A 22,960-nucleotide genomic window follows, 5' to 3' on the forward strand; every position below is an offset into this window, starting at 1 on the left:
AGTCCGTCACACGCCAGCTCCGGCCCGGTGGGCGGCCCCCACGATGTCCGAGACCCGGGACACACCCCGTGCGTCCAGTGCCTCGGTGAATTCCCGGAGCACCCGCGTACAGGCCGAGGGGTCGGAGAAGTTCACCGTCCCCACGGCCACCGCGCTCGCCCCCGCCGCCATGAACTCCAGGACGTCGGTCCCGGTGCGCACCCCGCCCACCCCGATGATCGGCACCTCGGGGAAGGCCTCGTGCACCCGGAAAACACACCCCACGGCGAGGGGGCGGATCGCCGGGCCGGACAGCCCGCCCATCCCCCCGGCCACCGCCGGGCGCAGGGTGCGGGTGTCCACGCTCATCCCCCGCAGGGTGTTGATCATGGTCAGCCCGTCGGCGCGGGCGCCGACACAGGCACCGGCCAGCTCCACCACGTCGGGCACGTCCGCGGCGAGCTTGGCCAGGACCGGCACGTCCGAGCGCGCGTGCGAGCGCACCGTCTGCACCACCGTCGCGGCCTGGGCCGCGTCGTCGGCGAAGTGGCGCCCCGCGGGGTCGGCCGGGTTCGGGCAAGAGAGGTTGACCTCGATGGCGCCGACCCCCTCCGCCTCCGAGACCCGTCGGGCGAGTTCACCGAACTCGCCCACGCTGGAGCCCGCGATGGACACGATCGCCCGGCCGCCGCGGGAGAGCAGCCAGGGCAGGTCGCGTTGGAGGAACACGTCAACCCCCGGCCCCTGCATGCCCGTGGTGCTGAGCATCCCGCTGGGGGTCTCGGCCATGCGCGGTGCGGGCCGTCCCGCGCGCGGCTCCAGCATCAACGACTTGGTGGTGACGGCGCCGATCTCCCCGATGTCGAAGAACTGCGCCAGTTCGCGCCCGGACCCCGCGCACCCGGCGGCGGTGACCACCGGGTTCGGGAGTCGCAGGGAGCCCAGCCTGGTCCTGAGGTCTGCGTTCACGTGCCTTCGCTCGCTCGTGGCCTGCCAGAGGCACTGCCGTGGTTGTCGGGGCTCTGTCGGTGTCGGGCGGTGGGTGTCAGGCGATGTCGCGGGCCGACTCCGCGGCGAGGGAGGCCCCGGTCCCCTTCCAGCCGGGTGCGCCCAGGGCGTCGAAGGGAATGGTGCCAACGTCGTCGAAGCGCACCTGCTCGCCCCGGAAGACCGGGCCGTCCACGCAGGAGCGCACCATCCGGGTGATGCCGTCCTCTCCCACCACCGGGATCACGCAGGTCATGCAGATCCCGATCCCGCACGCCATGGTCTCCTCGACGGCGACCTGAACGGGGATGCCGTGACCGCCCGCCACCTGGGTGACGGCGCGCAGCATCGGCATGGGACCGCAGGCGTAGACGGCGTCGGAGCGGGCCTCCTCGATCACCTTGCCCAGGACGTCGGTGACCCGTCCGCGCGTGCCGAAGGAGCCGTCGTCGGTGGTGAAGGCGGCGGTCTCGGCGATGCGGCGGGCCGTGATGGCGCTGAACACGCGGTCGGCGGAGGCGGCGCCCAGCACGAAGTCCACCCGGCAGCCCCGCCGGCGCAGCGACTGGGCGAGCGGGAACAGGGGCGCGCTGCCCGAGCCCCCGCCCACGAGCACGCAGTTGACCGGGTCCCGGGGCAGGGGGAAGGGGCGACCGAGGGGGCCGACCACGTCGAGCAGGTCGCGTGATCTTCGCTCGGCCAGCCAGGCGGTCCCGCTGCCGCGCACCGCGAACAGGAACTCGACGGTGCCGCCGTAATCCGGTTTGACGTCGTGGATGGCGAAGGGGCGGCGCAGCAGCGTGCTGGAGTGGTCTCCGCCGACCGCCACCGACACGAACTGGCCGGAACGGAAGCGTTCGGCGATGCCCGGTGCGACGACGGTGATGGCGTAGTAGGCGTCCACCCTGCGCACGTTCAGCACGGGGCACCTGGTCTGCACCGGTCCGTTGTCGCTCATGTGTGGTGGTGGCCTCTCTGGAACTCAGGTGTACGGTCCGCGTGTCGCGGGGGATCGGCTCCCCGCGACACGCGGACTGGTTACAGCCTAGGAGCTCCGGCGGCTCTCCGTGATCGCCTGGGCGTGCTCCTGGAGGGAGCGCACCCCGATGTCGCCGCGCACGCGCGCCTCGATCGCCTGGACGGCGGCGGCAAGACCCTGCACGGTGGTGACGCTGGGCACCCCGCGCGCGATGGCCGCGGTGCGGATCTCGTACCCGTCCAGACGCGGACCGGACTGGCCCGCGCTGCCGAACGGGGTGTTGACGATCAGGTCGACCTCACCGTCGTGGATGAGCTGCACGATGGTGGGCTCGCCGCCCGGGCCGGTGCCCGTGCTGTGCTTGCGCACCACGGTGGCGCGGACTCCGTTGCGGCGCAGGACCACGGCGGTGCCCTCGGTGGCCAGGATCTCGAAGCCGAGGTCGGCCAGGCGCTTGACCGGGAAGATCATCGAACGCTTGTCGCGGTTGGCGACCGAGACGAACACCTTGCCCTGGGTGGGCACGTTGCCGTTGACCGCCAGCTGGGACTTGGCGTAGGCGGAACCGAAGTCGGTGTCCAGGCCCATGACCTCACCGGTGGAGCGCATCTCGGGGCCGAGGATGGTGTCGACGCCCTCGCCCTCCTTGTTGATGAACCGGTTGAAGGGCAGCACGGCCTCCTTCACCGACACCGGGGCGTCGGCGGGCAGGTTGCCGCCGTCGCCCTTGGGGGGCAGCATGCCCTCGGCGCGCAGCTCGGCGATGCTGGTCCCGGCCATGACGCGGGCAGCGGCCTTGGCCAGCGGCACCGCGGTGGCCTTGGAGACGAACGGGACCGTGCGGGAGGCGCGCGGGTTGGCCTCGAGGACGTTGAGGACGCCGGAGGCGAGTGCGTACTGGACGTTGAGCAGGCCCCGTACCCCGGTACCGCGCGCGATGGCCTCGGTGGAGTAGCGGATGCGCTCGATGTCCTCGCTGCCCAGGGTGATCGAGGGCAGGGTGCACGCCGAGTCGCCGGAGTGGATGCCGGCCTCCTCGATGTGCTCCATGACGCCGCCCAGGTACAGGTCCTTGCCGTCGTAGAGGGCGTCGACGTCGATCTCGATGGCGTCGTCGAGGAACCGGTCGATCAGGACCGGGTGCTCGGGGCTGACCTCGGCGTTGCGCTCGATGTAGTCGGCGAGCATCTTCTCGCTGTAGACGATCTCCATGCCGCGGCCGCCCAGCACGTAGGAGGGGCGGACCATGACCGGGTAGCCGATCTCGTCCGCGGCGACCTTGGCCTCGGCGAAGGAGTAGGCCATGCCGTACTTGGGCGCGGGCAGCCCGGCGGCGGCCAGGACCTTGCCGAACTCGCCGCGGTCCTCGGCCAGGTCGATGGCCTCGGGGCTGGTGCCGATGATGGGCACCCCGGCGTCCTTGAGGCGGCGGGCCAGACCGAGCGGGGTCTGGCCGCCCAGCTGGACGATGACGCCGACGACCGGTCCGGCGGCCTGCTCGGCGCGCACGACCTCCAGGACGTCCTCCAGGGTGAGCGGCTCGAAGTAGAGCCGGTCACTGGTGTCGTAGTCGGTGGAGACGGTCTCGGGGTTGCAGTTGACCATGACGGTCTCGAACCCGGCGTCGGAGAGCGCGAAGGAGGCGTGGACGCAGGAGTAGTCGAACTCCACGCCCTGGCCGATGCGGTTGGGCCCCGAGCCCAGGATGATGATCTTGGGCTTGTCCCCGGTGGGGACCTCGGTCTCCTCGTCGTAGCTGGAATACAGGTACGGCGTCTCGGCTTTGAACTCGGCGGCGCAGGTGTCCACGGTCAGGTAGACGGGGTGAATGCCCAGGGCGTGCCGGAGCTCGCGGACGACGTCCTCGGTCTTACCGGTGATCTCTCCGATCTGGACGTCGGAGAAGCCCAGGCCCTTGGCGTCGCGGAGCAGGCCGGCGTCGAGCTTGGGAGCGGTGGCCAGGACGCGGGCCATCTCCTCCAGACGCAGCATCTGGTCCAGGAACCAGGGGTCGATCTTGGTGGACTCGTGCAGTTCCTCGACCGTGGCACCGGCGCGGAAGGCCTGCTGGACCTGGCGCAGGCGGTGCTCGGTGGGCTGGGCGGCCTGGCGCAGGAGCTCGTCCTTGTCGCCGGGACGTCCGGCCCAGGTGAGGCCGACGCCCGCCTTCTCCAGTGAGCGCATGGCCTTCTGCAACGCCTCGGGGAAGGACCGGCCGATGGCCATGGCCTCGCCCACCGACTTCATGGTGGTGGTGAGGGTGGGGTCGGCTCCGGGGAACTTCTCGAAGGCGAAGCGGGGCACCTTGACCACGACGTAGTCGAGCGAGGGCTCGAAGCTGGCCGGGGTCTCCTTGGTGATGTCGTTGGGGATCTCGTCCAGCGTGTAGCCGACGGCGAGCTTGGCGGCGATCTTGGCGATCGGGAAGCCGGTGGCCTTGGAGGCCAGCGCCGAGGAACGGGACACGCGGGGGTTCATCTCGATGACGATGATCCGGCCGGTGGTGGGGTGGACGGCGAACTGGATGTTGCAGCCGCCGGTGTCCACGCCGACCTCGCGGATGACCGCGATGCCGATATCGCGCAGCTTCTGGTACTCGCGGTCGGTGAGGGTCATGGCCGGGGCCACGGTGATGGAGTCACCGGTGTGCACCCCCATGGGGTCGAGGTTCTCGATGGAGCACACGATCACCACGTTGTCGTTGGTGTCGCGCATCAGCTCCAGCTCGTACTCCTTCCAGCCGAGGATGGACTCCTCCAGGAGTACCTCGGTGGTCGGGGAGAGCGCGAGGCCCTGGCTGGCCATCCGGCGCAGCTCGGCCTCGTTGTGAGCGAAGCCCGACCCGGCGCCGCCCATGGTGAAGGAGGGGCGCACCACGACCGGGTAGCTGAGCTCCTCGGCCGCGTCCAGGCACTCCTGGAGGGTGTGGCAGATGCGCGAGCGGGCGGACTCGCCGCCGATGCGCTCGACGATGCCCTTGAAGACCTCGCGGTCCTCACCGGACTGGATCGCCGCGATGTTGGCGCCGATGAGCTCGACGTCGTACTTGGCCAGGATCCCGGCCTCGTCCAGGTCGACGGCGGCGTTGAGCGCGGTCTGTCCGCCCAGGGTGGGCAGGAGCGCGTCGGGGCGCTCCTTGGCGATGATCTTCTCGATCATCTCCGGGGTGATCGGCTCGACGTAGGTGGCGTCGGCGATCTCCGGGTCGGTCATGATCGTGGCCGGGTTGGAGTTGACCAGGATGACCCGCAGGCCCTCGGCCCGCAGGACACGGCAGGCCTGGGTGCCCGAGTAGTCGAACTCGGCCGCCTGCCCGATCACGATCGGGCCGGAGCCGATGACGAGGACGGATGAAAGGTCACTACGGCGCGGCATGCTCTGTTCCTCTTACTACTTGGCAGCCGGTGCGGGCTGGGCGGACATCAGGTCGACGAACTCGTCGAAGAGCCCGGCGGCGTCGTGGGGACCCGCGGCGGCCTCCGGGTGGAACTGGACGCTGAACACGGGGCGGTCCAGCAGCCGCAGGCCCTCGACGACCTGGTCGTTGAGGCCGATGTGGCTGACCTCGGCCCGGCCGTAGGGGGTGTCGAAGGGGGTGTCGAGCGGGGCGTCCACGGCGAAACCGTGGTTCTGGCTGGTGATCGCCACCTTCTTGGTGCGGGTGTCGATGACCGGCTGGTTGACGCCGCGGTGGCCGAAGGGCAGCTTGTAGGTGCCCAGGCCCAGGGAGCGGCCCAGGATCTGGTTGCCGAAGCAGATGCCGAAGAGCGGCTTGCCCGAGTCCAGGACGCCGCGCATGGCGTTGACCGAGTGGTCTGCGGTGGCGGGGTCGCCGGGGCCGTTGCTGAAGAAAACGCCGTCCGGGTCCAGGGCGAGGATGTCCTCTGCGGTGGCGGAGGAGGGAAGCACGGTGACCTTGCAGCCGCGCTCGGCCAGGCGCTGGGGCGTCATGGCCTTGATGCCGAGGTCGACGGCGGCGACGTGGAAGCGCGCCTGGACGCCCTCGGGCGGCAGGATCTCGTAGGCGGTGTCGGTGCTGACCTCGGCGGCCAGGTCGGAACCGGCCATGCGGGGCTGCTCCAGGATGCGGGCGAGCAGCGCCTTGGGGTCGGTCTCGACGCTGCTGATCGCCGAGCGCATGGCGCCCCGGTCGCGCAGGTGGCGGGTGAGGGCGCGGGTGCCGTTCAGGGCGATGCCGACCACGTTCTGGCGGCGCAGCTCCTCGTCGAGGGTGCGCTGGGCGCGCCAGTTGGAGGGGATGCGGGCGGGCTCGCGGACGACGTAGCCCGCGACCCAGATCCGGCCGGACTCGGGGTCGTCGTCGTTGACCCCGGTGTTGCCGATGTGCGGGGCGGTCATCGCGACGATCTGCCGGTGGTACGAGGGGTCGGTGAGGGTCTCCTGGTAGCCGGTCATCCCGGTGTTGAAGACGGCCTCGCCGAAGGTCTCACCGGTGGCGCCGAAGGAGCGGCCGTGGAACACACGTCCGTCCTCAAGCACCAGGATCGCCGGGCCGCCGATCTCCTCGGACACGTTTTCCCCCTCTGTCGCGCCAGGACCGGCCTGGGCGTTCACTGCGTTGTCTGTTCTCAATTGATCTTCCCCTCCAGGACGGTGGGCGCGCCACGCAGGAAGGTGGCGCGCACCTGGCCCGGCAGGGTCAGGCCCCGGAACGGGGTGTTGCTGCTCTTGGTGGCCATGGCCTCGCCGTCGACGCCGACCGGCGCCTCGGGGTCGTACAGGACGACGTTGGCGGGCTCACCGACGGCCAGCTCACGGCCGTGTCCGCCGACCCGGCCGATGCGGGCGGGGGCGGTGGACATGCGGTCGGCGACCTGTGCCCAGGTAAGCAGACCGGTGTCGACCATGGTCTGCTGCACGACCGCCAACGCGGTCTCCAGTCCGACCATTCCCATGGCGGCCGTGGACCACTCGGTCTCCTTGGCCTCCTTGGGGTGGGGGGCGTGGTCGGTGGCGACGATGTCGATCGTGCCGTCGGCCAGGCCCTCACGCAGCGCCTGGACGTCCTCGGCGGTGCGCAGGGGCGGGTTGACCTTGTAGATCGGGTCGTAGCTCTCCACCAGTTCGTCGGTGAGGAGCAGGTGGTGCGGGGTGACCTCGGCGGTGACGTCGCAGCCGCGCTCCTTGGCCCAGCGGATGATGTCCACCGACCCCTTGGTGGAGACGTGGCACACGTGCAGGCGCGAGCCGACGTGCTGGGCGAGCAGGCAGTCGCGGGCGATGATCGCTTCCTCGGCGACCGCGGGCCAGCCGGGCAGGCCGAGGCGGTCGGAGACGCAACCCTCGTTCATCTGGGCGCCCTCGGTCAGGCGGGGCTCCTGGGCGTGCTGGGCGATGACGCCGTCGAAGGCCTTGACGTACTCCAGGGCGCGGCGCATGAGCAGGGCGTCCCAGACGCAGATGCCGTCGTCGGAGAAGACCCGGACCCGGGCTGCGGAGTCGGCCATGGCGCCGATCTCGGCGAGCTGCTGCCCGGCCAGGCCGACGGTGACGGCGCCGACGGGGCGCACGTCGCAGTAGCCGGCCTCGCGGCCCAGCCGCCAGACCTGCTCGACCACGCCGGCGGTGTCGGCGACGGGCTCGGTGTTGGCCATGGCGTGCACGGAGGTGTAGCCGCCCATGGCGGCGGAGCGGGAGCCCGAGGCGACCGTCTCGGCGTCCTCGCGGCCGGGCTCGCGCAGGTGGGTGTGCAGGTCCACGAGTCCGGGCAGGGCGATCAGGCCGGTGGCGTCCACGACCTGCGCGCCCTCGGGGGCCTCCAGGTCGGGGCCGATCGCGGCGATCCTGCCATCGGCGAAGAGCAGGTCGACGGGGTCGCCGCCGAGCGGTCGGGCGCCGCGGATCAGATGCGGTCCGGTGGATTCGGGCATGGGTGTGTCGGCTTTCTCGAGTTCGTGGAGTTCGGTGCTGCGGGCTCGTTGGGGCGCGCAGGGGCGCTGGCCCTCTTAGGAACCGCCGAGCAGCAGGTAGAGCACGGCCATGCGCAGGCTGACGCCGTTGGCGACCTGCTCGGTGACGGTGCAGCGCGGGGAGTCGGCGACCTCGGCGGAGATCTCCATGCCGCGGACCATCGGGCCGGGGTGCATGACGATGGCCTCGGCGGGCATCCGGCCCAGGCGCTCGCCGTCGAGCCCGTAGTTGCGGCTGTACTCGCGCACGGAGGGGAAGAAGGAGTCGCGCATCCGCTCGGCCTGCACCCGCAGCATCATGACGACGTCGGATTTGGGCAGGACCTCGTCGAGGTCGTAGGAGACCTCGCAGGGCCAGGTGTTCACCGAGACCGGCAGCAGGGTGGGCGGCGCGACCAGGGTGACGTGCGCGCCCAGGGTGGTGAGCAGCAGCACGTTGGAGCGGGCGACCCGGCTGTGCAGGATGTCGCCGACCACGGCCACCCGCAGCCCTTCCAGGCGGCCGAGGCGGTCGCGCATAGTGTAGGCGTCCAGCAGGGCCTGGGTGGGGTGTTCGTGGGTGCCGTCCCCGGCGTTGAGGACGGACCCGTCCACCCAGTTGGCCAGGCGGTGGGCGGCCCCGGAGGCGCTGTGCCGAATGACGACGGCGTCGGCGCCCATGGCCTGGAGGGTGAGCGCGGTGTCCTTGAGGCTCTCCCCCTTGGAGACGCTGGAGCCCTTGGCCGAGAAGTTGATGACGTCGGCGGACAGGCGCTTGGCGGCCAACTCGAAGGAGGTGCGGGTGCGGGTGGAGTCCTCGTAGAAGAGGTTGACCACGGTGCGTCCGCGCAGGGTGGGGAGCTTCTTGACGGAGCGGTCCCCGACCTGGGCCAACTCGGCGGCGGTGTCCAGGATGAGCGTGGCCTCGTCGCGGCTGAGGTCACCGGTGGAGAGCAGGTGGCGCATCAGGCGTCCCCTTCCTTGCTGCCGGCGTTGTCGGCGCTGTCGGCCGTGGTACCGGTACCGGGGCTTGAAGCAGAACTGGACCCCGGGTCCCGGTAAGAGGGCGGCACCGCACGCGAAGCGTGTCCTTTGAGGGCGGTGGCGGGTGACGGGAGGGCGGGCGACGGGCGGGCTTTCGCCGGGCCGAGAAGGACGGCGTCCTGGCCGTCGGTCTCGGACAGCAGGACGGTGACGCCCTCGCGCAGGGAGGTGGGCAGGTTCTTGCCCACGTAGTCGGCTCGGATGGGGAGTTCGCGGTGGCCGCGGTCGACGAGGACGGCGAGCTGGACTGCTCGGGGGCGGCCGAGGTCGCCGAGGGCGTCGAGGGCGGCGCGGACGGTGCGGCCGGAGAAGAGGACGTCGTCGACCAGGACCACGGTGCGGTCGTCGAGGCCGCCGGCGGGGATCTCGGTCTTGCCGAGGGCCCGGGCCGGGGCCAGGTGCAGGTCGTCGCGGTACATCGTGATGTCGAGCGAGCCGAAGGGGACGCTGAGGTCCTCGACCTGTTCGATGCGGCGGGCCAGGCGCTCGGCCAGGGGGACGCCGCGCGAGGGGATGCCCAGGAGGGTGACGTGTTCGCCGCCCTTGGTGCGTTCGAGCACCTCGTGGGCGATGCGGGTCAGTGCCCGGTTGATCTCGTTGCCGTCGAGGACGGCTCTGGTGCCTTCGGGTACGTCGGGGGTCTCCGGTACCTCGGAAGCCGGTGCGGGGACGCCAGAACCCGTATCACCTTTGGTTGGTTTTCGCGCACGCAAAGTACTGACTCCTTCCCTGCCTCACAGAACAGGTCGTTAAAGGATGTCGATCGGGCCCACGCTACCAGCGCGGACGGCGGGGGCCTCGGGCGCGTTCCACGCCGCGGGATCATGAATGTGATGCTAGTCACATCCCATGCCATCGATTGCCCAACAAAGGGCATCCGTTTCATGACACTCCGGATTCGCACCCCATTCGGGGGAAACACGAAATTCCCTGTAGGAGCGGGCTTTCCGACCTCGGAGCGTGTCCCACTCGCCCCCACTACTCCCGAAATGAGAGGCGTCTCACCTACGCACGGTTTGGCCACTGATTAGTCGCGTTTCACACCAACGGCTTGACCTGGACACCAGCACCCCTCTACCGTCACTGTCTGTAACCACTACAGGGTGGGGTTGCACCCCGTGACCATCCGCTGGACCGCTCAGGCGGCCCGCCGAGTACGAGCGGACGTCTCCCCCACTCACGCCAGCCACCGTCACGGCCGGGAGCGACAAAAAGATGCCATCCGAATACGCCAAGTCCCTCGGTGCGCGACTGCGTGCCATCCGCACCCAGCAGGGCCTTTCCCTGCACGGGGTGGAGGAGAAGTCCCACGGACGCTGGAAGGCCGTCGTGGTGGGCTCCTACGAGCGCGGCGACCGCGCGGTCACCGTGCAGAAGCTGGCCGAGCTGGCCGACTTCTACGGGGTGCCGATGTCGGAGCTGCTGCCCGGCGGCGCCGCGCCCACACCCCTGGGTCCGACACCCAAGCTGGTCATCGACCTGGAGCGCATGCAGCAGCTTCCGCAGGAGAAGGCCGGTCCTCTCTCCCGCTACGTCGCCACCATCCAGAGTCAGCGGGGTGACTACAACGGGCGAGTGCTGTCCATCCGCCAGGAGGACCTGCGCTCACTCGCGGTCATCTACGACAAGTCGCCCGGCGACCTGACCGAGGAGCTCATCAACTGGGGTGTCCTCGACCCGGAGGCCCGTCGCGCCGTCGACGCCTTCTAGCGAGCCCCCTTCCAGGAGTTCCCTGGAACAGAACAACGAAGCCGGGCGCCCTCTCAGGGGACGCCCGGCCTTTGTGTGCCAGAAGTCCGCGTGCCCGAAAAGAGTACGGCCGGGCAAGGGCTTCCCCTCCCCGGCCCGGCCGCACCGCTCCCCGCCGTACGGACCGGCGAGAAGAGTCGAACTCGTGTTCGACTCGCACCAGTTAACACTCCCCGGTCGGGGGACGTCAAGGAAACGCGCGGACACCGGCGCCCGCGAAGACCAGCGGCGGCGGCCCCGCACGATCTACCCTGGGGGCGTGGCAGCCAGCACTGAGCTCCGTGAACTCGCCCCTCCGGCGTTCACGCACGCCGTCCCCGCCCTCCTGGAGGTCTACGAGGCGGCCATGCGCCCGCCGCCCGAGCAACTGCCCGGGCGGGCCGCCGTGATGGGCAGCCACGCCGACTACCCCGGATTCAGGTCCGTGGTGGCGGTCGACGACGGACGCCCCGTCGGCTTCGCCTACGCCTTCCACGGCCGCGAGGGCCAGTGGTGGCACGACGTCGTCATCGAGGGGCTGCACGCGCACGGACGCGCGCGGCACGTCCGCCGCTACCTGGCCGACCCGTTGGAGATCGCCGAGGTCCACGTACACCCGGACGCGCAGAACCGCGGTGTCGGCCGTTCCCTCCTGCACGCCCTGTGCTCGGGACGGCCGGAGCGCACCGCGGTGCTGTCCACGCGCTCGGGCCCCTCAGCGGCGCGCCACCTCTACCGCTCGTGCGGGTTCGTCGAGGTGCTGGAGTCCTTCTCGTTCCCCGGCACCCCGGACCAACCCTTCTCGATCATGGCCGCTCGGCTGCCGCTCGTCGGACCCGGTGCCCCGCCACCTCGCGGTAGATCTCCCTGGTGGCCGTGGACTGGTTGAACGTGATGAAGTGGATGCCCGGGGCCCCCTCGGACAACAGCCGCTCGCACATGCGCTGGGCGTGCTCGATCCCGAAGGCGCGCACCGCCTTCTCGTCCTCGGCGAGGCGCTCGAAGCGCGCGGCCAGATCGCGCGGGAACGGCGCTCCGGAGAGCTTCTCCGACCGCGGGATCGAGGCCATCTTCACCACCGGGAAGACCTCGGGGATGATCGGTACCTCGCAGCCGCGCGCGGCCACGCGGTCGCGCAGGCGCAGGTAGTCCTCGGGGTCGAAGAACATCTGGGTGATGGCGTAGTCGGCGCCCGCCTCGCACTTGCGCACGAAGTGGTCGGTGTCGGTCTCCACGTCGGCCGAGCGCGGGTGCTTGTAGGGGAAGGCGGCCACGCCCACCGAGAAGTCCCCGCTCTCCTTGAGCAACCGGACCAGGTCCTCGGCGTAGGTGAGCCCCTCGGGGTGCCTGACCCACTCCCCGTCGGGGTCGCCGGGCGGGTCCCCGCGCACGGCCAGCATGTTGGACACGCCCGCGTCGGCCAGACGGCCGATGAGGTGGCGCAGCTCGGCGACGGAGTGGTCCACCAGGGTCATGTGCGCGACCGGTATCAGGGTGGTGTCGGTGGCGATGCGCTCGGTGGTCTCCACCGTGAGGTCGCGGGTACCGCCGCCGGCACCGTAGGTCACGGAGACGAAGGACGGGCCGAGGGCCTCGATCTCGCGGATCGCACGCCACAGCCGCTCCTGGGACCTGGCGTTGCGGGGCGGGAAGAACTCGAAGGAGAACATCGGCTCGCCCGAGTCGAGGAGGTCACGGATATGACGCGGCCTGGAGGCCGGGGTTCGGGGCGCCACGGGGCGGGTCGGTGCAGCGAGCATGCCTCCAACTTTAAGCGAGCCCCCCTAACCCCCGGACACTGCGTCCCACTTTGTGAGACCAAAGACAAGACCTCCTCTCATTTCTCAGAATGCGAGACGAAAAATCAGACATCAGGAATAATCATTCCACGCACCGGACAGAGGTGGTCTCGGGATCCGCGCACCCAGGGTCACGGACCGTTTCCCCGAACCCGGGGCACACCTGCTCAGGCAGCCGATAATGTGCAGGGTATGGCCGCTTCCTCATCTTCCCCAGCTCTCTCAGCCGTGTCCGTCATCCGCTCCGACGTGGACCGCGAACTCTCCTCCTTCTGCGCCTCACACCGCGGGCTGCTGCTGGAGGTCGGGGAGGAACTGGCCCCGGCGATGGACTCCCTGGAGGCGATGGTCTCCGGAGGCAAGCGCCTGCGCCCCACCTTCGCGTACTGGGGGTGGCGCGGGGCGGGCGGTGCCGCCGGCGACGAGCGCATGGTCCGGGCCGCCGCCTCCCTGGAGTTCCTCCAGGCCTGCGCGCTGGTCCACGACGACGTGATCGACAACAGCGACACCCGGCGCGGGGCCCCCGCCACGCACAAGCGCATGGCCAAGCTCCACGCCGACCAGGGCTGGGGCGGGGACAGCGAGGAGTTCGGCCAGGGCGCCGCGATCCTCATCGGCGACCTGTGCCTGGCCTGGTCCGACGAGATGTACCAGGCGAGCGGTTTCTCGCCGCAGACCCTCCAGGGCGGACGGCCCCCCTTCGACGCGATGCGCACCGAGGTGATGGCCGGCCAGTACCTGGACACCCTGGAACAGGTCCGGGGCACCGCCACCCGCGAGGCCGCGCTGCGGGTGATGCGCTACAAGGCGGCGAAGTACACGGTGGAACGGCCGCTGCACCTGGGTGCCGCCCTGGCCGGGCGCGGCGAGGAGCTGGCCGGGGTCTACACCGACTACGGCATCCCGCTGGGGATCGCCTTCCAGCTGCGCGACGACGTGCTCGGCGTGTTCGGCGACCCCTCCACCACCGGCAAGCCCGCCGGTGACGACCTGCGCGAGGGCAAGCGCACCCTGATCGTGGCCGAGACGCTGTCCCGCTCCGACGCGGCCGACGCCGAACGCTTCCTGAGCCTGCTGGGCACGCCGGACCTCTCGGTGGAGTCGGTGGAGTGGATGTGCGGACTGATCGAGTCCTCCGGCGCGCTGGCCGCCTGTGAGTCGATGGTCTCCGAGTACGCGGAGCGGGCGGTGGCCGCCCTGGACAGCCCGGAGCTGGACGAGTCCGCCCGCGGCCCGCTCGGCGACCTGGTCGTGGCCGCGACCCGACGCTCCCACTGATCCCTCGACATTCGGGCCGCTAGCACCCGACACCCGAACCCCCGAAGCCCCTAGGGGTCGCCCCTGAGGACTTCGGGGGTTTTCCCATGCCTTTTCCGGTTGCGCGGTCTGTCCGGTTCCGGCTTGAATCGGAAGTCACGATAGATCTTGAAATCGGAGCCCTGCCATGTCCAGAACCACCGCCGTGCTCGGGCCGACCGGCTCGGCCGAGCGGGCGCTCGCACCCGATCTCGCCCGCGGCTTCATGTTGCTGTTCATCGCCCTGGCCAACACGGTCTGGTACCTGTGGGCGGCACCGAGCACCGGAACCACCATGCACCCGGAGCCCGAGGGCGCCCTCGACAGCGCCGCGCAGTTCTTCACGGTCATGGCCGTGGACATGCGCAGCTACCCGATGTTCGCCTTCCTGTTCGGCTACGGCATGGTGCAGCTGGCCCGGCGCCAGCAGGCGGCGGGCTCCGACGTCCGGAGCGTCAACGCCCTGCTGCGCCGCCGTAACCTGTGGCTGCTGGTCTTCGGTTTCTTCCACGCCCTGCTGCTGTGGATGGGCGACATCCTCGGCGCCTACGGCCTGGCCGGGCTGGTGCTGGGTTGGCTGTTCTTCCGCCGTAAGGACGTGACCCTGCTCGTGTGGGGCGGTGTGCTGACCGGCCTGATGGCGCTGCTGGCCGCGGTCAGCCTCCTGGCCCTGCCGTTCGTCAGCGACACCGGCACCGAGGCTCCGGCGGGCTTCGACCTGAGCCAGGCGGCGGCCAACATCGGCGACCCGTCCTTCCTGTCCGCCGCGCTGCTGCGGGTGATGACCTGGCCGCTGGTCGTCGTCGGCCAGGGGCTGCTGGGCCTGGCCGTCCCCACGGCGATCCTGCTTGGTTTCTGGGCGGCGCGCCGCGGCTTCCTGGAGGAGCCCGGACGGCACCTGAAGGCGCTGCGCTGGACGGCCGTGGTCGGTATCTCGGTGGGCTGGCTGGGCGGACTGCCCATGGCCCTGGCCCAGACCGGGGCCTGGGACCTGACCGCCACACAGGGGCAGATGCTGACCATGCCGCACATGCTGACCGGCGTGTTCTGCGGCGTGGGCTACGTGGCGCTGATCGCCCTGGTCGCGCACCGGCTCCAGGAGCGCGGGCGGACCCGGGGCCCGGTGGTGACAGCCCTGAGCGCCACCGGCAAGCGCTCGCTCAGCGCCTACCTGGCCCAGTCGGTGCTGTGCGCGCCGATCCTGGCCGCCTGGGGACTGGGGCTGGCCGAGCACATGTCCTCGTGGACGATGTTCCTGTACGCGATCGCCGTGTGGCTGGTCACGGTGGCGGCCGCCTACGCCCTGGAACGCTCGGGGCGGCGCGGACCGGCGGAGGTCCTGCTGCGCAAGCTGGCCTACCGGAAGCCGTCCGGCGCGGTCGGAGCGGCAGGAGCGCCCGAGTCAGCGGGGTCACCCGGAACAAGCGGAGCGGCGGGGCAGGGTGTTCCGGAGGGTGCGCACCAAGAGCGCACCACCCCCTGACCGGCAGCCGCAAAAAGGGGCGCGCCGATGAGCGCTCGACGGCCGGTCATACCCCAGGATGGGTTTTCATGGGCGACGAACACATGACAAACCACACCATAGGGGTGACCGGGGCCACTGGTGCGCTGGGCGGGCGTGTGGCCGCGCGGATCGCCAGGCTCGGGTTGGCGCAGCGCCTCATCGTGCGCGACATCAACCGGGCGCCGGAGTACCCGGAGAGCAGCGCGGCGATGGCGGTCTACGAGGACACCGACGCCTTCGAGCGGGCCTGCCGCGGCGTGGACACGCTCTTCCTGGTCTCGGCGACCGAGTCGGAGGACCGGGTCCAGACCCACCTGAGCGCGGTGGACGGGGCGGTCCGTGCCGGGGTGTCCAGGATCGTGTACCTGTCGTTCCTCGGTGCGGGTCCGGCGTCCACGTTCACCTTCGCCCGCACGCACTTCTTCACGGAGGCGCACATCCGGTCGACGGGTGTCTCGTACACGTTCCTGAGACCCAGCCTCTACCTGGACCTGCTGCCGCACTGGGTGGACGACGAGGGCGTGGTGCGCGGACCGGCCGGGGACGGCAGGGTCGCGTGGGTCTCGCGGGACGACGTGGCGGACGTGGCCACGGCCGTGCTGACCGACCCCGTGGTGGTGGCCGCCTCCGAGGAGACGACCTACGACGTGACGGGGCCCGAGGCCCTGTCGGTGGGCGCCACCGTGGCGAAGCTGGGCAGACTGACCGGCCGGAGCATCCAGTACGTGCCCGAGACCTGGGAGGAGGCGCTGGAGTCGCGCCGAAAGACCGGGGCGGCCGAGTGGGAGATCGAGGGTTGGGCCTCCTCGTACTCGGCGATCGCGGCCGGGGAGATGGACGTGGTCGCCACCACCGTCCCCGACCTGACCGGGCATCCCGCACAGTCGATAGAGGGCTTCCTGCGCCGCCATCCGAGCGCGCTCTCCCACGTCGCGGTCTGACCGCGCCCCTGCTTCTTCTCGCCACCGCCGTGCCCCGTGTGCGGCGGTTCCGTCTTCTCCGGCCTCGCGCTTGCTGGCCGCGTCCGTTCCCTCCCCCGGCACCCCTTGACCTCAAAATTGGTTGAGGAACCATCCTGGGCCCCGGGGGAACGCCCCCGAAGAGGAGTGTGGTGGACATGCGCGCGGTGCGAGTGGACGAGTTCGGCGGCCCGGGGGTACTGGTCGTCCGGGAGGTGCCCGACCCGGTGCCGGGCCCCGGCCAGGTACTGGTGGAGGTGAGCGGCGTCAACATCATCTACCTGGACACCCTCATCCGATCCGGGCTGGCCGAGGACCACTTCCCGGTCACCCCGCCGTACGTGCCCGGCGGGGGCGTGTCGGGCAGGGTCGTGGAGGGGGACCGGGGACTGACCCGGCGTGGCTGGGCGCGCAGGTCGTCGGGGAGACGGGGGAACCGGACACGGCGGACGACCGGGCCAGGCTGCCGGTCGGCGGCTACGCCGAGCGGGCAGTGGTTCACGAGGACGCCCTGGTCAAGGTGCCCGAGGGCATGAACGCCGCCGACGCCCTCGCGTTGATGATCGATGGGGCGACCGCCCTGACCCTGGAACGGGCCGCCCGGTTCACCCCTGACTCCTGGGTCCTGGTGCTGGCCGCCACCGGGGGCGCGGGCAGCCTGGTGGTCCAGTTGGCCCGGCTCGCCGGGGCCCGGGTGATCGGTGCGGCCAGGGGCCCGGAGAAACTGGCCCTGGCCCGCGAGTTGGGAGCCGAGGAGACGGTGGACTACTCCGAACCCGGATGGGTGCAGCGGGTCGCCGAGATCACCGGGAACGGCGCGGACGTGGTGGTCGACGGCGCGGGTGGGGCCCTGGGCACCGCAGCCTTCGCCGCCACCGCCGACGGCGGCCGGTTCGTCAGCTACGGGACCGCCAGCGGTGAGTTCGCCGAGGTCGACGAGGCGGAGGCCGAACGCCGCGGGATCACCGCCCTGGGCCTGTTCGACCTGGACCCGCCGGACGGGGCGGGGCACAGGGACCTGGTCCGGCTGATCCTGGAGGAGGCCCGGGCCGGACACGTCCGGCCGCACGTGGGGCTGACCCTGCCGCTGGAGCGTGCCGCCGAGGCGCACGCCGCCCTGGAGGGACGCCGGGTGCTGGGCAAGGTCCTACTCGTTCCCTGACCGGGCGGGCCGGGCCGCGACCCCGTCCAGGAGGAGTTCGCCTTCGTCGCGCTGTTCGCGCCCTACCCGTCCTCGGCCTTCGTCCCGGTGGAGGGGCTGCCGTCCTTCCTGCGCGGGTTCGCCGAGCGGCAACCGGTCACCCTGGGCGTCGAGACCCCGCGCGAACTCACCTCCGGGGCACCCGTCGGCGACCAGGCCACCGCGCTGGCGCTCTGGCCGGGCGGGCTCACCCTGGCCGCCCTGGCGCTGCCCCAGTGGCTGTTCCACCGGGCCGGACGGCGCTGACCCGAATCCCGCTCTGGTCAAGCTGACTATGGATATGTATAGTCAGCAGGCACGAGCCATCCGGGAAGGGACAGTCATGATCGAAGCCGTCATCGTCGACGCGGTCCGCACACCCGTCGGGCGGGGCAAACCGAACGGGGCCCTGCACGACGTCAACTCCGTGGACCTGCTCGCGCACAGCCTGCGCGCGCTCGTGGACCGCACCGGGATCGACCCGGCTGTGATCGACGACGTCATCGGCGGGGTCGTCACCCAGGTCGGCGAGCAGGCCCTCAACATCACCCGCCGCGCCCTGCTCGCCGCCGGGTACCCCGAATCCGTGCCGGGCGTCAGCGTGGACCGCCAGTGCGGCAGCAGCCAGCAGTCACTGCACTTCGCCGCGCAGGGCGTGATGTCGGGCGCCTACGACGTGGTCGTGGCCGCCGGGGTGGAGTCCATGGGCCGGGTGCCGATGGGGGCCAACCTGACCGGCTCTGACGACCCCCTCGGCGAGGGCTTCCGCGCCCGCTACCCCGAGGGGTGGGTCGGCCAGGGGATCTCCGCCGAACTCATCGCCGCCAGGTGGGACCTGCCCCGCACCCGGCTGGACGAGTTCGCCCTGACCAGCCACGCCAGGGCCGCCGAGGCCACCAAACGAGGCTCCTTCGACACCCAGCTCACCCCGCTGGCCGGGCTCACCCGGGACGAGGGGATCCGCGAGGGCGGGGATCTGGGCACCCTGGCCCGACTGCGCCCCGCCTACTACGACGAGGCCACCGGGCGCCGCTTCCCGCAGATCGACTGGAGGGTGACCGCGGCCAACGCCAGCCCTCTCAGCGACGGAAGCGCGGCCGTGCTCGTGATGAGCCGCAGCCGCGCCGAGGAGCTGGGGCTGACCCCGCTGGCCCGCTTCCACTCCTTCGCGGTGGCCGCCGACGACCCGCTGTACATGCTCACCGCCATCATCCCGGCCACCGAGAAACTGCTCGCCCGCGCGGGGCTGACCCTGGCCGACATCGACCTGTTCGAGGTCAACGAGGCCTTCTCCCCCGTGGTGCTGGCCTGGGCCGACGAGCTGGGCGCCGATCTGGGCCGGGTCAACGTCAACGGCGGCGCCATCGCGATCGGCCACCCGCTCGGCGCCAGCGGTGCCCGCCTGGCCACCACCCTCACCCACGGCCTGCACGAGCACGGCGGCCGCTTCGGGCTCCAGGTGATGTGCGAGGCGGGCGGACTGGCCAACGCCATGGTCCTCGAACGCCTCTGACCGGGCACGATGCCCGGGCCGCCCAGAACGTGCCGTCGCCCCGAGGGCGGCCTCCCGCAGGGGCCACGGCACACACTGCCACGGCCCCGGAACCCCTTCTCGGGTTCCGGGGCCGTGGCAGTGTCGGTCAGGTGTTGTCGACGCGGGCGGTCAGCCGGGCCTTGAGCGCGTTGGCCGCCGCCCGGGGGTCCTCAGCCTCGGTGATCGCGCGGACCACGACCACCCGGGTGGCCCCGGCGCTCAGCACCTGGTCGATGTTGGTGAGGTCGATACCGCCGATGGCGAACCACGGCCGGTCGGTGTCCAGCGCAGCGGCGCGCTCCACCAGTTCGAGCCCGGCCGCCGGACGCCCCGGCTTGGTCGGGGTCGCCCAGGTCGGGCCCACGCAGAAGTAGTCGCTCCCGGGCTCCTCCGCGGAACGCGCGGCCGCCTCGGGGTCGTTGTTGGACCGGCCGATGACCGGATCGGCGCCGACGATGTCGCGGGCCATCGGCACCGGCAGGTCGCGCTGGCCCAGGTGCAGGACGTCGGCGCGCACCGCGCGGGCGATGTCGGCGCGGTCGTTGACCGCGAGCATGGCCCCGTGGCGCTCGCACGCCTCCCGCATGGTCTCGAGCGCGGCCAGCTCCTGGCGGGCCTCCAGGCCCTTGTCCCGGAGCTGGATGATGTCCACTCCCCCGGCCAGGGCGGCGTCCGCGAACTCCGCGAGATCACCGCGCTCGGTCCGGGCGTCGGTGCACAGGTACAGAAGGGATGCGTCCAGGCGCTTGCGCAGGCTGGTTCCGTGGCTGGTCCTCACACCATCCACCCTAGGCCCTGGAGCACCAGCGGCCTAGGGTGGACTCCACGGCAAGTCGCTGGAACGCCATGCTCTGTACGACTAGAAAGCCATGCTCTGGGCCCGGCGGCGCACCTCGGTGCCCCGGTTCTCGCGCATGGCCTGGATCGGCGTGCCCGGCAGGGTGTCGTCCGGGGTGAACAGCCAGCGCAGGGCCTCCTCGGTGGAGAAACCGGCGTCGGTGAGCAGCACAATGGTGCCCGGCAGGCCCTTGACCAGGTCGTCGCCGTCCAGGAAGGCAGCGGGGATGGAGAGCTCACCGGCGCGGACCACGCCCATCAGGCGGTTCTCACGGATGTAGGTCTTGATCCGGTTGGGGCTCACGCCCAGCGGCCTGGCCGCCTCACGCAGGGTCAGCCATTCGCCGACGAGTTCGTCGAGTTCACGATCGCTTTGTGTCACCTCACCAATCTGCCACACCCTGCCCCTTCCCGGAGACCATCGGGCAGCGTGGGAGGCGCCCGCCTCGGAGATCCCCACCACTCCCCGCTGGACGTCCTCCCCTAGGATGGAGGCTGAACAGACACGTCCCGCGGGAGCCGGGTGGACCCGGCTGAGAGGGAGGCTCACCGCCTCCGACCGCACGAACCTGATCCGGGTCATGCCGGCGAAGGGAGTGGAACACGGCGCCATGCGCACCATCGAAGTTCCTCCTCACGAACAGATTCGTCCTACCAATACCGTCGTGGTGATCGGCGGCGGGGTCATCGGACGGGTCACCGCCTGGCGGGCCGCACAGCGCGGCCTGGCCGTCACCCTGGTCGAACCCGATCCGGTCACCGAGCCCTCCGGCGCCCGCGCCTCCTCGACCGTCGCGGCCGGCATGCTCACCCCCGCCACCGAAGCGGTGTTCGGGGAGGAGGAGCTGATGGAGTTCGGCGTGCGTTCCGCGCGCCTGTACGACGACTTCGTCACCGAACTCCAGGAAGCCGGCGGCGTCGACGTCGGCCACCGGCGCACCGGGACACTGCTGGTCGCCTTCGACCGCGACGACCTGGCGGTCCTGACCGACCTGCACACCCTCCAACAGCGCCTGGGCATCGCCACCGAACGGCTCACCAGCCGCGAGTGCCGACGCCTGGAGCCCACACTCGCCCCGGGTGTGCGCGGCGGGGTACTGGCCCCCGAGGACCACTCCGTGGACCCGCGCAGGCTGCTGCTGGCGCTGGCCCGTGCCGGTGAGCGGGCGGGGGTGCGCGAGATCACCGGACACGCCGAGGAGGTCACCTCTCCCGGCCCCGACGGCGCCCGGCTGGGCGTGCGCCTGGCCGACCCTCCACCACCCTCAACGGACGCCTCCGGCGCAGTATCTTTTATTCTCCCCGCCGATCAGGTCGTCCTGGCCGCGGGCTGCTGGGGCGACCGCGTCAAGGTGCCCGAGCCGGTGGTACCACCGCTGCGCCCGGTCAAGGGACAGCTGCTGCGCGCCCGGGTCCCCGCCGGGGAACACCCGCTGGTCAACCGCACCGTGCGCGGCCTGGTCCGCGGCTTCCCGGTGTACCTGGTGCCCCGGGCCGACGGCGAGGTGATCGTGGGCGCGACCCAGGAAGAGCTGGGCCACGACACCTCCCTGACCGTGGGCGGGCTCTGGCAGGTCCTGCGGGACGCGCGCGAACTCGTCCCGGGGGTGAGCGAGCTGGAGATCACCGAGACCTGTGTGGGGCTGCGGCCGGGCTCGCCCGACAACGAACCCCTGCTGGGGCCCACCCGGGTTCCCGGCCTGCACCTGGCCGCCGGGCACTTCCGGCACGGGGTGCTGCTCGCCCCGGTGACCGGCGAGGTCATGGCCGAGGCCCTGGTCACCGGCGCGCTGCCCCCGTACGCGCGCCGGTTCGCCGCCGACAGATGGACGTGGGAGTAGAAGACGTGGGAGACGTGGGAGAAGCAGTGGAACTGATCATCAACGGCCAGGCCCAAGAGACCGCGGCGGCCACGGTGGAGGCAGTCGTGCGCGACCTGACCTCGGCCGGGAACGGCGAGATCCGCGGCGGGATCGCGGTGGCCGTCAACGACGAGGTGGTGCCCCGCGCCGTGTGGGCGGACACCACGCTGGCCGCGGGCGACCGCGTGGACGTACTCACCGCAGTTCAGGGAGGCTGACAGCCATGTCCGAAACGACCATCACACGCACCACTGGCGACACACCGGCTTCCCGAAGCGCGGTACCCCTTGAGGACCCGCTGGTCATCGCTGGAGTCTCCTTCGGATCGCGGCTGATCACCGGCACCGGCGGGGCACCCTCCCTGGAGGTCCTGGAGGAGGCCCTGCTGGCCTCGGAGACCGAGCTCACCACCGTGGCGATGCGCAGGATCACCCCGGGCACGCAGGGTTCGGTGTGGGACGTCCTGGAGCGCAACGAGATCCGGCCGCTGCCCAACACCGCCGGTTGTTTCACCGCCACCGACGCCGTGCGCACCGCCCGGCTGGGGCGTGAGGCCCTGGGCACCGACTGGGTGAAGCTGGAGGTGGTCGCCGACGAGCACACCCTCCTGCCCGACCCCGTGGAGCTGCTGGACGCCGCCGAGGCGCTCGTCGACGACGGTTTCACCGTCCTGCCCTACACCAACGACGACCCCGTGCTGGCGCGCCGCCTGGAGCAGCTGGGCTGCGCCGCCGTCATGCCACTGGCCGCACCGATCGGCTCGGGGCTGGGGATCCGCAACCCGCACAACCTGGAGCTCATCGTCGAGCAGGCCAACGTCCCGGTGATCGTGGACGCGGGCATCGGCACCGCGAGTGACGCCGCCCTGGCGATGGAGCTGGGCTGCGACGCGGTGTTGTTGGCCACGGCCGTGACCCGCGCCCAGGAGCCGGTGCGCATGGCCGCCGCGATGCGCGACGCCGTCCGGGCCGGGCGCGGAGCCCGACTGGCCGGTCGCATCCCGGTCCGCAGGCACGCCCAGGCCTCCAGCCCCGACGTCGTCTGAGCGAACACGCAGCCGATCCCGCGGTAGGAAGTCGGGGACATCAGAGCCCGGGAGGGCGCGCGGGCAAAGAGAAGTCCAGCGCGGCGTCACGGCCGGGTTTGGCTCCGTCCCCTACCGTGGGAGGGGTGTATGTGCCGCCCGCGGCACCGCACCGACAGACCGCCCAGGCGCGAACGTCCCACGCCGATGACCTCGTCGGTTTCCATGACGGTGGACACAGGGGCGCCGCGACCGTGAACCGCGGGGCAGGACCTGACACCGTATTCCGCTATCGTGGCGGTTCGACACTAGGTGTCGGGTACGCGCCACCGGCCGCGA

At 71.3% G+C, this 22,960-nt stretch carries 20 protein-coding genes, 1 pseudogene and 1 riboswitch; of the genes and pseudogenes, 11 read left to right on the top strand and 10 right to left on the bottom strand.

The genetic code is table 11. The annotated features are described in order from the left end of the window. Positions 1–6 precede the first annotated feature (6 nt). The 7 genes from NE857_RS23380 to pyrR form a co-directional block, all read right to left on the bottom strand. Positions 7–948 (bottom strand): dihydroorotate dehydrogenase, encoded by a 942-nt coding sequence (locus tag NE857_RS23380; protein ID WP_017581734.1) that lies wholly within the window; start codon positions 946–948, stop codon positions 7–9. Positions 949–1,024: 76 nt separating this feature from the next. After that, complete coding sequence (locus NE857_RS23385; protein WP_017581733.1) at positions 1,025–1,924, bottom strand: dihydroorotate dehydrogenase electron transfer subunit; 900 nt, start codon at positions 1,922–1,924, stop codon at positions 1,025–1,027. A gap of 87 nt (positions 1,925–2,011) precedes the next feature. After that, a complete protein-coding gene (carB, locus tag NE857_RS23390; RefSeq protein ID WP_254417679.1) occupies positions 2,012–5,320 on the bottom strand; it encodes a carbamoyl-phosphate synthase large subunit in 3,309 nt (1,102 codons plus the stop codon). Between the two features lie 15 nt (positions 5,321–5,335). Continuing rightward, positions 5,336–6,478 carry a glutamine-hydrolyzing carbamoyl-phosphate synthase small subunit gene (gene carA / locus NE857_RS23395; protein WP_017581731.1) on the bottom strand — a complete coding sequence of 381 codons (1,143 nt, stop codon included), beginning with the start codon at positions 6,476–6,478 and terminating at the stop codon, positions 5,336–5,338. A 56-nt stretch (positions 6,479–6,534) separates the two neighbouring features. Next, entirely contained in the window at positions 6,535–7,836 is a 1,302-nt protein-coding gene (locus NE857_RS23400) for a dihydroorotase (protein ID WP_254417680.1), read from the bottom strand. A gap of 75 nt (positions 7,837–7,911) precedes the next feature. Next, a complete protein-coding gene (locus NE857_RS23405; protein ID WP_017581729.1) occupies positions 7,912–8,820 on the bottom strand; it encodes an aspartate carbamoyltransferase catalytic subunit in 909 nt (302 codons plus the stop codon). After that, the gene (gene pyrR / locus NE857_RS23410) at positions 8,820–9,611 is read right to left on the bottom strand and encodes a bifunctional pyr operon transcriptional regulator/uracil phosphoribosyltransferase PyrR (RefSeq protein ID WP_425572117.1); all 792 of its coding nucleotides are present in this window, start codon (positions 9,609–9,611) and stop codon (positions 8,820–8,822) included. The genes NE857_RS23405 and pyrR overlap by 1 nt, the downstream gene beginning before the upstream one ends. 502 nt (positions 9,612–10,113) lie before the next feature. Between pyrR and bldD the strand changes: the two genes are divergently transcribed. Both bldD and NE857_RS23420 read left to right on the top strand, forming a co-directional pair. Then, a complete protein-coding gene (bldD, locus tag NE857_RS23415) occupies positions 10,114–10,608 on the top strand; it encodes a transcriptional regulator BldD (RefSeq protein ID WP_013154123.1) in 495 nt (164 codons plus the stop codon). Between the two features lie 298 nt (positions 10,609–10,906). After that, positions 10,907–11,515 carry a GNAT family N-acetyltransferase gene (locus NE857_RS23420; protein ID WP_254417681.1) on the top strand — a complete coding sequence of 203 codons (609 nt, stop codon included), beginning with the start codon at positions 10,907–10,909 and terminating at the stop codon, positions 11,513–11,515. Here NE857_RS23420 and metF read toward each other — a convergent pair. Further along, the gene (gene metF / locus NE857_RS23425; RefSeq protein ID WP_254422072.1) at positions 11,433–12,362 is read right to left on the bottom strand and encodes a methylenetetrahydrofolate reductase [NAD(P)H]; all 930 of its coding nucleotides are present in this window, start codon (positions 12,360–12,362) and stop codon (positions 11,433–11,435) included. The genes NE857_RS23420 and metF overlap by 83 nt on opposite strands. A gap of 255 nt (positions 12,363–12,617) precedes the next feature. Between metF and NE857_RS23430 the strand changes: the two genes are divergently transcribed. The 6 genes and pseudogenes from NE857_RS23430 to NE857_RS23455 all read left to right on the top strand — a co-directional run bounded on the left by NE857_RS23430 (position 12,618) and on the right by NE857_RS23455 (position 18,877). Further along, positions 12,618–13,703 (top strand): polyprenyl synthetase family protein, encoded by a 1,086-nt coding sequence (locus tag NE857_RS23430; protein WP_254417682.1) that lies wholly within the window; start codon positions 12,618–12,620, stop codon positions 13,701–13,703. Positions 13,704–13,869: 166 nt separating this feature from the next. Then, positions 13,870–15,204, top strand: a complete 1,335-nt coding sequence (locus NE857_RS23435; protein ID WP_254417683.1) for a DUF418 domain-containing protein — start codon at positions 13,870–13,872, stop codon at positions 15,202–15,204. Positions 15,205–15,272: 68 nt separating this feature from the next. Further along, the gene (locus NE857_RS23440; RefSeq protein WP_254417684.1) at positions 15,273–16,166 is read left to right on the top strand and encodes an SDR family oxidoreductase; all 894 of its coding nucleotides are present in this window, start codon (positions 15,273–15,275) and stop codon (positions 16,164–16,166) included. Between the two features lie 176 nt (positions 16,167–16,342). Beyond that, a pseudogene (locus NE857_RS23445) lies at positions 16,343–17,346 on the top strand (zinc-binding dehydrogenase). A gap of 87 nt (positions 17,347–17,433) precedes the next feature. After that, complete coding sequence (locus tag NE857_RS23450; protein ID WP_254417685.1) at positions 17,434–17,631, top strand: hypothetical protein; 198 nt, start codon at positions 17,434–17,436, stop codon at positions 17,629–17,631. A gap of 76 nt (positions 17,632–17,707) precedes the next feature. Next, positions 17,708–18,877, top strand: a complete 1,170-nt coding sequence (locus NE857_RS23455) for a thiolase family protein (protein WP_254417686.1) — start codon at positions 17,708–17,710, stop codon at positions 18,875–18,877. Between the two features lie 127 nt (positions 18,878–19,004). Here the strand turns inward: NE857_RS23455 and thiE are convergent, their stop codons facing one another. Both thiE and NE857_RS23465 read right to left on the bottom strand, forming a co-directional pair. After that, positions 19,005–19,676 (bottom strand): thiamine phosphate synthase, encoded by a 672-nt coding sequence (thiE, locus tag NE857_RS23460; RefSeq protein ID WP_254417687.1) that lies wholly within the window; start codon positions 19,674–19,676, stop codon positions 19,005–19,007. A gap of 81 nt (positions 19,677–19,757) precedes the next feature. After that, complete coding sequence (locus NE857_RS23465) at positions 19,758–20,117, bottom strand: Rv2175c family DNA-binding protein (protein ID WP_026116701.1); 360 nt, start codon at positions 20,115–20,117, stop codon at positions 19,758–19,760. Positions 20,118–20,237: 120 nt separating this feature from the next. Then, a riboswitch (TPP riboswitch) is annotated at positions 20,238–20,348 on the top strand. Here NE857_RS23465 and thiO point away from each other — a divergent pair. From thiO to NE857_RS23480, 3 genes are all read left to right on the top strand, one after another. Further along, positions 20,347–21,576, top strand: a complete 1,230-nt coding sequence (gene thiO / locus NE857_RS23470) for a glycine oxidase ThiO (RefSeq protein WP_254417688.1) — start codon at positions 20,347–20,349, stop codon at positions 21,574–21,576. (Overlaps the previous riboswitch by 2 nt.) Positions 21,577–21,602: 26 nt before the next feature. Next, positions 21,603–21,815 (top strand): sulfur carrier protein ThiS, encoded by a 213-nt coding sequence (thiS, locus tag NE857_RS23475; protein WP_017581716.1) that lies wholly within the window; start codon positions 21,603–21,605, stop codon positions 21,813–21,815. Positions 21,816–21,820: 5 nt separating this feature from the next. Continuing rightward, positions 21,821–22,642, top strand: a complete 822-nt coding sequence (locus tag NE857_RS23480) for a thiazole synthase (protein ID WP_254417689.1) — start codon at positions 21,821–21,823, stop codon at positions 22,640–22,642. Positions 22,643–22,960: the final 318 nt, after the last annotated feature.

It is taken from the genome of Nocardiopsis exhalans (genome assembly GCF_024134545.1).
Classification (GTDB): domain Bacteria; phylum Actinomycetota; class Actinomycetes; order Streptosporangiales; family Streptosporangiaceae; genus Nocardiopsis; species Nocardiopsis exhalans.